The 10,018-nt window shown below is 70.3% G+C and carries 8 protein-coding genes; 1 reads left to right on the top strand and 7 read right to left on the bottom strand.

The window, feature by feature from the left end:
* Nucleotides 1–315: 315 nt before the first annotated feature.
* The 5 genes from AB0F38_RS29935 to AB0F38_RS29915 form a co-directional block, all read right to left on the bottom strand.
* Nucleotides 316–906 (bottom strand): S26 family signal peptidase, encoded by a 591-nt coding sequence (locus tag AB0F38_RS29935; protein ID WP_361900047.1) that lies wholly within the window; start codon nucleotides 904–906, stop codon nucleotides 316–318.
* A 170-nt stretch (nucleotides 907–1,076) separates the two neighbouring features.
* Complete coding sequence (locus AB0F38_RS29930) at nucleotides 1,077–3,041, bottom strand: ABC transporter ATP-binding protein (protein ID WP_361900044.1); 1,965 nt, start codon at nucleotides 3,039–3,041, stop codon at nucleotides 1,077–1,079.
* Nucleotides 3,038–3,583: a TlpA disulfide reductase family protein gene (locus AB0F38_RS29925; protein WP_361900041.1), complete on the bottom strand. Its 546-nt coding sequence runs from the start codon at nucleotides 3,581–3,583 to the stop codon at nucleotides 3,038–3,040. Before AB0F38_RS29925 ends, AB0F38_RS29930 begins: the two co-directional genes overlap by 4 nt.
* Before the next feature lie 17 nt (nucleotides 3,584–3,600).
* Nucleotides 3,601–4,164, bottom strand: a complete 564-nt coding sequence (locus AB0F38_RS29920) for a MauE/DoxX family redox-associated membrane protein (RefSeq protein WP_361900038.1) — start codon at nucleotides 4,162–4,164, stop codon at nucleotides 3,601–3,603.
* A gap of 136 nt (nucleotides 4,165–4,300) precedes the next feature.
* Entirely contained in the window at nucleotides 4,301–4,483 is a 183-nt protein-coding gene (locus AB0F38_RS29915) for a hypothetical protein (protein WP_361900035.1), read from the bottom strand.
* A gap of 511 nt (nucleotides 4,484–4,994) precedes the next feature.
* Here AB0F38_RS29915 and AB0F38_RS29910 point away from each other — a divergent pair.
* Nucleotides 4,995–8,129, top strand: coding sequence for a BTAD domain-containing putative transcriptional regulator (locus AB0F38_RS29910; RefSeq protein ID WP_361900032.1), 3,135 nt, complete (start codon nucleotides 4,995–4,997; stop codon nucleotides 8,127–8,129).
* Between the two features lie 190 nt (nucleotides 8,130–8,319).
* On the opposite strand, the gene AB0F38_RS29905 is transcribed toward AB0F38_RS29910, so the two are convergent.
* Both AB0F38_RS29905 and AB0F38_RS29900 read right to left on the bottom strand, forming a co-directional pair.
* Nucleotides 8,320–9,324, bottom strand: a complete 1,005-nt coding sequence (locus tag AB0F38_RS29905; protein WP_361900029.1) for a MerR family transcriptional regulator — start codon at nucleotides 9,322–9,324, stop codon at nucleotides 8,320–8,322.
* A 6-nt stretch (nucleotides 9,325–9,330) separates the two neighbouring features.
* On the bottom strand, nucleotides 9,331–10,005 hold the full coding sequence (locus AB0F38_RS29900; protein WP_361900026.1) for a HEAT repeat domain-containing protein: 675 nt from the start codon (nucleotides 10,003–10,005) through the stop codon (nucleotides 9,331–9,333).
* Between the last annotated feature and the right edge of the window lie 13 nt (nucleotides 10,006–10,018).

The raw sequence follows: 10,018 nt of genomic DNA, 5'->3' as shown, positions 1-10,018 counted from the left end.
CCACACGTTGGCGCACGCCATCAACACCCCGCAGCCCCCCGAGATCGCCAGGATCACCACCCGGCTCGCCAAGAGCTCCCCCCCCCGGCGCGGGGGGGGGGGGGGCCGCGCGGCCCCGCACACCCCTTTGCCTGAGTGCAACACATTCGCTGATTGTGGTGTACGGCCGCAGGATCGGGGCGCACTGGACGGGATCGGGGCGCGGAGAGGCGCGGGCGGTCATCGACGGCCCTTCGCGAGAGGGACGCACGGCCGGTAGCGCCACGACAGATCACGCCATTGCCTGCCCTGACGGGCTCCACGCACATGCGAACGTCATCGATGAGGCCGACAACGGCCCGTGGCCGCTGGAGCGGCAGTGGATGCTCCCCGTGCCGCGCCGGATGGAGTCCGTCGACGCGACACGACCCCCAGCACGCGTTCGGCCGGAAAGTATCCCACTTCCCGCGAGTCGAAACTGACCGCGGGATTGTCGCCGAGGAGAACGAGCTGTCCCGCCGGGACCCTGTCGCCCGATGCTTCGGCGAGCGCGGGAATCATGGCGCGGGGCACCGGGTCGCCGGGGACGGCCACCACCCGCTTGATCATCCAGCTGCGGCCCGTGACCGGCCCGGTCGCGCCGATGGGTGGTGGCGCCGTGGTCCAGGATCCCGCGGGATGCTCCACGACGATCACCGCGCCGGGCTCGAACGCCCGGTTCCTCCGCACGAGCACCCGGTCACCGTCATGGTAGGCGGGCTCCATGCTCGCTCCGCGCACGGTCACGAGCACGGCTCGGGCACCGACCGCGGCGACGCCGAGCGGGACAAGGACGAACACCGGGACGAGGACCAGGATTCCCGCGGGGGTGAGGCCGGTCAGCGCGCATGTGCTCGCGCCGACGGTCAGGGCGGTGAGGGCAGCCATGGCGGAGAGCCGTCGACGGGGCCACGGAGAAGAGCGGCGGTCGGGGCTGTGATTCTGTCCCGCGGGGGAGAGGGCGGGGGCGCGCAGCTCCGGTCCCCGGGACGGCGGGTTCCCTGACACGGGCGGCAGCAGATCCCCCGGCAGCATGCGCCGGGTTCCATGGGACGGGGTCATGGCCGCCCTCCCGCGGTCCGTGCGTGCTCAGGTCGGTACCCGGCAGCCTGCAAGGCGAACAGACGGGCGTATTCGCCGTCCTCCGCGACGAGTTCGGTGTGGGTTCCCTGCTCGGTGATGTGTCCGTCGGAGAGCACCACGATGCGGTCGGCGGAGCGGAGAACGCCGAGCCGGTGCGAGATGAGCAGACTGGTGCGTCCGTCACGGTACTTCTGGAGCGACGTGTGGATCGCGTGTTCAGCCGCCGCGTCCAGGCCGGAGGACGGCTCGTCAAGGATCGCCAGGTCCCGCTCGTGCCGAAGGAACGCTCGGGCCAGGGCCAGTCGCTGCCACTGGCCACCCGACAACACGGTCCCCAGGTCACGGTCCTCCTCGTTCGATTCCATGAAGAACCTCCGGGAAAGCAGGGTCTCGTAACCTCTGTGCAGCCGACGCAACTCGTCATGGATGCCCGCGTTACGGGCGGCGGCGTGGATGCGGCGTTCGTCGGTGAGTGCAGAGAGGTCGCCCAGAACGATGTTCTCGGCCGCGGACAGTTCGTATTCCATGTAATCCTGGAACACCGCCCCGATCCGGCCGCGCAGTTCGGCGGGGTCGGTTCGGCACAGGTCGACGCCGTCCCAGAGGATCGCGCCCCGCGTCGGGTCGTAGAACCGGCACAGGAGCTTGACCAGGGTCGATTTGCCCGCGCCGTTGAGACCGACGAGGCCGAGAGACGTGCCGTACGGGATGTGCAGGTCGACGCCACGCAGCACCCACGGCTGATCCTCGGCGTATCTGAACCAGACGTCTCGCAGCTCGATGCCCTCGCTGAGCGCGGGCAGCGGTTCCGGGGCCGCGGGTGAGGGAAGGTCGGGAGGGGCCGTCGTCACCGCGATGAAATGATCGAACATGCTCAAGGCCTGATGGCAGCGCGCGACATCGCCCGCCAGCATGACGAGGGCACCCTGCGTGCCCGCCACCGCTGCCACGAAGATCATGACGTCACCTACGGAGAGTGCGCCGCGCTGGGCAGCCATGGCCGCCCAGACCAGGCCGGCACCCGACACCGACGCGCCGACCAGGCCCAGTCCTGCCTGGAACACGACTTCGCGGCGTTCCACGGTGCGTGCCGAAGCATCGGCGAAGCGCCGCTCGGCCAGCATCCGACCACGCAGGAAGCCACCGAGCCCGAAGAGCCGTACCTCTTTCGCCGCCTGCACGGTCGACAGCAGTTCGCTGTAGAAGGCCTCCCGCCGTTCCGCCGGGCTGACGGCCCACATCATCCGGGCACGGCGGCGTGACAGAGAGATCTCCGCACCCAGCATCGGCATGCCCGATGCCAGGACGAAAGCGGCTATCAGCGGGTCGAGCACGAGCAGCGATCCGATGAAGCCGGTGAGGGTGATGACGGCCCGGACCATGCCGAGGAGGCCCTCGACCGTCTGGTTCGGTGAGACGCGGCTGGCCTGCTGCGCGAGCCGCAGGCGGTCGAGGAAACGTGGGTTCTCGAAATGGCCGAGGCCGGTGAACGAATCGACCGCGACGAACAGCCGGTCCAGTGCGATCTGCCCGACCCGCCGGTCCAGTTGTGCCCTCAGGTACTGCGTGACCTGGGGGGACGTCCCTGCCAGCACTCCGATCAGGGCGAGTCCGGCGGCGACGGTGAACAGGCCCTCCACGGAGATCCCCGCCGCGAGCCGGTCGACGAGCGCCTTGGTGAGCCACGCCGCGATCACCGGCAGTGCTCCGGTCGCCAGGCTGATCAGCACGTAGAGGACGAGTGCCCCGGGAGCAGCCGTGGCGGCGAGTGAACAGGAGGTGAGCACGCGCCGTGCCAGGGAGGATTCCGGAGCCGGACGGCCCGAGGCGCTCCCCGGACCGCCGGGGGTGTCTTCCCGGGAGGCGTCCGAGGGGCGGGGCCCGGTCTGCCGGGCGGCGACCGGCTCGCCGGGCCCCTGGCCGCCGCGCTGCCCGTTCATGCCGTGAGGGGAAGGGGGTTCAGCCGCACCTGGTCGGCCGTGACGACGAGACGGCCGGCAGCGTCAGGGGCGACGAGAAGCAGGGTGGGGTATGCCTGTGCCTTGAAGGCCGCCCCGACTGGTCCGTCGTAATCCTCCCTGACCACCAGGGCGACCGGGCCGAGAGCTTCGACGAACCGCTCCCCGCCCTCGGCATTCCCCGCGACGACGGCCAGCACCCGCCGCCGTCCGCCGCTTCGTTCCCGGGCATGGGCCAGGAAAGCAGGCAGCTTCTCCCTGCATGGCGTGCAGTTGGGCGAGAAGAAGGCCACCAGCGTCTCGTCATCGAGGAGTTCACGGTCGACCCTCTCGCCTTCGACCGTCACCGAGGTGAACCGGCCGACCTCCTCACCTACTCCCAGCGCGGGCGGCGCCGCGCCCTCGGTCCTGGCCGCCAGTTGCTCACCGTGCTTGCGCAACCTCTTGATCACGCCCAGTGTGAGGATCAGGTCCAGTGTGCACAGCAGCCCGACGAGGACCACGGCGCCGATCAGAAAGGACATGGTGTCTCCAATGCGAGTCACGCGGCCTGTGGCGGCCGCACGGAGCGGCCGGTGTCGCCGCCAGGCCGGAAGAGGTCGAAGAGGTCGTCGAGCAGGGTCACCAGTACGCCCAGCAGCAGTCCGCCGAAGACGGCCAGAGCCGCCCCGCCGACGTGCGCCTGGCCATTGCCGGTGGCTGCCACCGCGCCGCCGGCCGCGCAGGCCGTCAGGAGCAGGTTCCGTACGGCATGCCAGGAACGGAGCGGGACCGCCGAGGCCCCGAAGCACCGGCACGGGGCACGTACACCACGTCGGACGGACAGCGTGATGGCCAGGGCGAAGGACACCAACAGCGCCGCCGACACGGTGAATCCGGCCAGCGCGCCGGCCGCGGCCGGCACCGCGAGCAGCAGGCACACGGAGGCCTCGGCGGCGAGCACGACCCGTGCCACGGGCCGCGCAGCGCGGGACGGGACGATCCGCATTCCGTGCACGGATTTGATGAAGGCGGCGAATTTCCCGGGTCCGGAAACCTTGCCGAGGAAAGAGATCAGGAATACTGCCCCTATCAGGCAGCGCATACCGATTTCGACATAGAACACGGTTCATCACCTGTGGGTCGGGGCGATTCCTGCGGCTGGGGTGGGCCACGGTGGTGCACGGGCGGTCCCCGGCGGCCACCGTGGCCTCGGGTCTCCCGGCAGTGGTCATCCGCAGGGAGACATGGCGACCGCCGGACTACTTGCAGTCGATGTACTCGCAGTTCCGCCCGTTGATGTCGCAGCAGCCGCTGCACGGGCGGTAGGCGCACTGCCAGCACGAACTCCAGCTACGGACGTAGCAGACGGCAGCCGACGCTTCCGTCGTCGGGACGAGCAGCCCGAGAAGGCCGCTTCCCAACGCCTCGATCTTCTTGAACATGAATTCTCCCTCTTCCTGCCGTGCCGGTGGAGACCGAACAGGTCTCCGTGGGAAAGCGCTCGTGTCCGGACCCGCCGTGGCCGTGCGCGAACACGGATTCCGGCGGGTCCGTCAGAACGACGGCGGCGAATCGGAACAGCCCCTGCGGGCGTCCGGTCGGCCGCGAGTACGACAGTGCACGGCTGGCTTGGTGTCATTCTTGGACACTTCTTGAAACCGCTGGTGGCACCGGCCTCGGCGACCGCCGGAGTACAGGCGTGACGCGACCGCGACAGGTGGAGCACCGATGACGCCGGCGGCTTCCGCCCTTCTGCGCGGCAGTCGATCACGTGGCGGGGACAAAGCTCACCGGACTGGTCTGCGTGAACGCCGCTCGGCCTGACGTCCGCCATGTCGAAAAGCGGTGGGAGGCACCCGGCTGCGAGCGTTCCGGGAAATCTTGGCCGTATCTTGAGTTGGCTGAGGAGAGCGGTTCCCGAAAGCTTGGAACTCCGGTTGAGGGGATGCTGCGATGGTGGTGGAATTCGGTGTGCTCGGGGACGTCGAGGCATGTATCAACGGCCTGGTGGTGGATATAGGACCCGCCCGGCAGCGTTGCGTGCTGGCCACGCTGCTGGTCGATGCCAATCGTGCGGTGCCCATGGACCAGCTGATCGAAAGAGTGTGGGGCCACCGTCCGCCGCAACGTGCCCAAGGAGGGCTCTACAGCTACCTGTCCCATCTGCGGAAGGCCCTGGAACCCGCCGCGCAGCATGTACGTATCGCACGGCAGCCCGGTGGCTATGTCCTGCTGGGCGAAGCGCTCGCGGTGGACCTGCACCGGTTTCGTGATCTGGTCGCCCGGGCCCGTGCGGCCGACGACGACGACCGTTCCGCCGCGCTGTTCGAGAAAGGCCTCGCGCTGTGGCGCGGAGAGGCTTTCCCGTCCATCGACACCCCGTGGTTCAACGCCACCCGGGAGGCCGTGCACCGGGAGCGGCACTCCGCCGAACTGGATCGCAACGATGTCGAGCTGCGTCGTGGTGGGCACACCGGCCTGCTGGACGCGCTGTCCGCGGGTGTCGTGGCGTACCCGTCCGATGAACGCCTGGCCCGTCAGTTCATGCTGGCGCTGTACCGCAGTGGCCGGGCGGCTGACGCGTTGCGCCGTTTCGAGGAGGTCCGCCGGGGACTGGCCGAGGAGCTGGGGTGCGATCCCGGTCGGGAACTGCGGGAGCTGCACCAGCAGATACTCACCTCGGACCCCGCGCTGGACGTGCCCGCCCGGCCCTCCGCGATCGCCGCCGCACCAGTGCGTCGGCCGGTCTCCTGGGCGGCGAGCCCGCAGGCGGCCGGTTCCGAGCGGCCCGACGAAGCCACCACGAGCGCCGGCGAGGACCGGGTCGAAGGGAACGCACAGCAACCCCGCCCGCGCCTGCTCCCGCCGACCCCCTCCCTGTTCGTGGGCAGGGAGGCGGAGTTGGCCGAAGCCCGCAGACTGCTCGGAAAGGAGATGTCCGGGTCGGTGACCCTGCTGGTCACCGGCTCGGCCGGGGTCGGCAAGACGGCATTCGCCGTGCGCACGGGGCATCTGCTGGCCGAGCGGTTTCCGGACGGTCAGCTCTACGCGGATCTGCGGGGGTTCGGTGACGAGCCGGCAGAGCCGTTCGCGGTCCTGGGCGGCTTCCTACGGGCGCTCGGCGTACCCGGCGGTGCGATACCTCCGGACGCGACCGGGCGAATCCACCTCTACCGCACCCTGCTGGCCCAGCGCAGGACACTCGTGGTGCTGGACAGCGCGGCCGACTCCCTGTTGGTGGACGATCTTCTGCCCAGCGGTGAACACTGCGCCGCCATCGTCACCAGCCGGACCACGTTGGCCAGCCTGGGCGGTGCCCGGCTCCCCCTCCGGGCATTCGACTTCACGACGGGGCTGGCTCTGCTGCGTGAAATGGTGGGCTCGGACCGGATCGCCGCGGAGTCCGACGCCGCCCGGTCCATCGTGGACACCTGCGGCGGTCTCCCCCTCGCGGTGTGGGTCACCGGAGCGCGGCTGGCCGCACGGCCGCACTGGCCGCTGGTCAAGGTAGCCCGTGCGCTCTCCGACGAACAACGCAAACTTGACGAGCTGGCCGTCGGCCACGTCGCCGTGCGGGCCAGCCTGGAGCTGACCTATCAGGGCATGGCCCCCCCGGTTCGGCACGCCCTGCGGATGCTCGCCCTGCTGCCCGGACCGGATTTCGCCGTCTGGGCCCTGGCCGCGCTGCTGGACCTGGACCTGGGCCGCGCGGAGGCCGTGCTCGATGAGCTGGTCGATGTGCATGTGGTGGAGGTCGGGACGACCGGTGCCGCGGGAGCGCGTTACTGGCTGCACGACCTGGTGCGGCTGGTCGGCCGGGAACGGGCGGAACGGGAAGTCCCGCCGCAGGAGCGTTCGACCGCGCTCACACGGCTGCTGGGCGCGAGCCTGAACCTGGCCGATCTGGCCACAGACACCCTCAGCGTCGACTTCCAGGGGATCTCGCAGGCAGGCCTGGCATCCTGGCGGCCTTCCCCGGCGGACACCACCCAGATCCTCGCCGACCCACTGGCCTGGTTCAACGACGAGCGCCAGTTCCTCATGGACGTGGTGGACCAAGCGCTTGACAGAGCCGAGATCGTGCCGGCGGCCGGGCTGGCCACCACGCTGACGACGCTCTTCCAGATCGGCAGTCACTTCGACGACTGGGAACGGATCCAGAGCCGGGCCCTCAAGGCGGCACTGAGCAGCGGCAGTCGGCGCAGCGCCACTCAACTCCACCGATGTCTGGGCGAACTCACCACCATCCTCGACCGGTATCCGGAAGCTCTCGGCCACTTCGAACAGGCGCTGCGGTTCGCCGACGGCGAAGGCCCCGCCTACCTGGCCAGCGCCACGGCCGGACTGGCCTACGTGCACCGCTTACTGGGCCAGTACTCCCTGGCCGTGCATCATTTCGGAGAGGCGATCGAGCTGGCCCGCGCGGTGGAGAACGTCAACTGCCTGGTCTACGCGACCAACGGCATCGGCGTCATCCACCTCGAGCAAGGGCGCGTCGAAGCGGCCATGGAGCGGTTCACACAGTGTCTGCGGGCAAGCCGGGAGGCGGGCTACCGGCCCGGAGAAGCCCAGGCCCTGCGATGCCTGGGACAGAGCCACCGGGCACGTGGCGCCTACCCTGCCGCAGCCGACTGCTTCCGGCGAGCCGCCTCGATCAGCGAGAGCCTGGGCGACCGGCTCACCACCGCGCACGCCACCTGCTGGCTGGGGGACGTGCTGGTGCGACAAGGCGCTCCGGCGGAGGGACGCCGACTGCTGGCCCGCACACTCTGGGTCTACCGGGAGTTCGGCAACCTGTGGGGCGAGGCGGCGACGCTCTACGCACTCGCCGAGGCGCAACTCGCGGCAGGACGTGCGGCATCGGCCTGCCGCCGCGCCGAAGCAGCCGTCAGGTTGTGGCGGGAGATCGGTTCCCGGACCTGGCTGGCCGTGGGTCTCGACACCCTGGCCAGGGCCCACACCATGGCTGGTGACCTCACCGCCGCCGCCCGCGCTCAGGGCGAGGCCTCGGCGGTGCGAGCGGTCTCGGAGGCATGGGGTCCCTCCGGAGCGGACCGGATCAGAAGGCTTCCGCAGCGTGACCACTGATCGGGGACGGTGACAGGGCACCCCGCACGGGGATCCGGTCTCGAACGGCCGCCCGGCGGCGGACCACTCGACCGGGTCAGCGCACGATCACCCTCGCGCGGTGCCCGGGGCAGGTGCCTGACGAACGCGCCACGGCTCGGCATCGTGCCGAGTGCCGGGGACCGGCCGCGCCCGGTCACGGAAGGGTCCGTCATCGTGCGTCGCGCATCCTGAGAATGTATGCGGCGGTGAGCGCGACAGCCCGGTTCTCGTCGTGAGACAGATCGGTGAGGGCACGCCGTGCGGTGATTCCCGGGATCTCCGCCAGGGCCTGTGCCAGCCGCAGACGTGCGGACGACCCGACGGTGCCATGGGCGAGGCAGCCGACGAGCCTGGTGGCGATCTGCTCCGCCAGCTCGGGACGACTCGCCAGCGCCCCCAGCGCCTCCGCTGCGTCGACATCGTTCGTCTCCTCGACGACCATGGTGACGAGCGTCGGCACCGCATCCGCCACTCCCCGTTCCCCGAGCGCCAGAGCCGCGTACCTGCGGACGACGAGGTCGGGGTTGGTGAGGGCGTCCCGCAGCAGTCCGGTCGCCTCACCGTCCGGAATCTCGGCGATGGCCTGGACGGCACGTTTGCGTACCTCGGCCACCGGTGAGGCCAGCCCCACCGCCAGCAGCGCCGGTCCGCCGTCACCCGATCGCGCCAGAGCCCACCGAAGGGCTCCGGCGACGTTCGGGTCCGACTCGCTCAGCGCTGCCTCGGCCAACGCCTCCGCCGGTACCGAAACCTCCTCGACCGAGGACAGTGCCGCGCGCTGGCGCCTCCCGGCGCTCTCCGACCCCAGTGCCTGGAGGAGGGCGACGATCTGTAGGACCTCCTCCCAGCCGGCGGGTTCGGCGGCGCCGATGCGACGGAGTCGTGTGAGCAACTCCGTCTCGGCCGAGATGCGTTCTCGCGTACGTCGGATGAGGTCGTCGACGAGCTCCGTGGGCGCGAAACCGGGTCCGTCCAGCGCACGCCCGACCTCACGCAGCGACAACCCCAGTGACCGCAGGCTCTCGATGTGGAAGATCCGCCGCATGTCCTCGCCGGAGTAGTCCCGATAGCCGGCGTCCGTACGACCCGTCGGCCGCACCAGGCCGAGCGATTCGTAATGCCTGAGCATGCGGGCGCTGACCCCGGCCCGCCGTGCCACGTCACCGATCAGCACCGCCCGTCACCCACTCCGGCCGGTCATCCCGAGGGCGACGACGCGCTTCGCCTCATCGAGCGCGAACTCGAATCCGGCGTCCGGGTCGCTCAACAGCCGTTCCGTGGCCCCCGCGTGCGCGCGCACGGCAGGATCCGGATGCGCCGTGGCAGCGCGCAGAGTAGGCAGAACCACCTCACCGAGCGCGATCAGAGCCCGGCTGAGGCTGAGCTGCGTCTCACGCTCGCCGCGCCCGAGCTGTGTCGACAGTACTGCCGCCAGCCCGGGTTCATCACCTGCGGGCACGAGGACGACCGCTGCCCTCCAAGCGCTCCGCGCCACCTCGTCGTCGGCATCGGACAGCAGCGCCCGCGTGATCGCGGGCCAGGCCCGCCGGTCTCCGATCTTGGACAGGGTGTGCAACGCCTGGCTCCGTGCCTGCGCGTGCTCCGAGCGGACTACCTCGAGAAGCGCGGGGACCGTCTCCGATGCCGAATGGCGGGTGAGTGCCCACGTCAGCATTTCGCGTACGGGGAATTCGGGCTCGATCGCGCACCGTTCGACGAGCTTGTCGATGAACCGCGAGTCAGGGGCCGTGCCGATCGCCAGCGCCGCCCGCAGCCGCACCGACGAGCGACCGTCCTCCAGCCCCTGGACGGCTCGCATCGTACGCGTGTCCTTGTCCTGCTCCGGCATGGTCATCGGGACCACCTCC

It is taken from the genome of Streptomyces sp. NPDC025273 (assembly GCF_040638585.1).
Lineage (GTDB): Bacteria > Actinomycetota > Actinomycetes > Streptomycetales > Streptomycetaceae > Streptomyces > Streptomyces cinereorectus.
The sequence above is the reverse complement of the archived record's forward strand: the minus strand, read 5'-3'. Positions and strand labels throughout refer to the sequence as shown.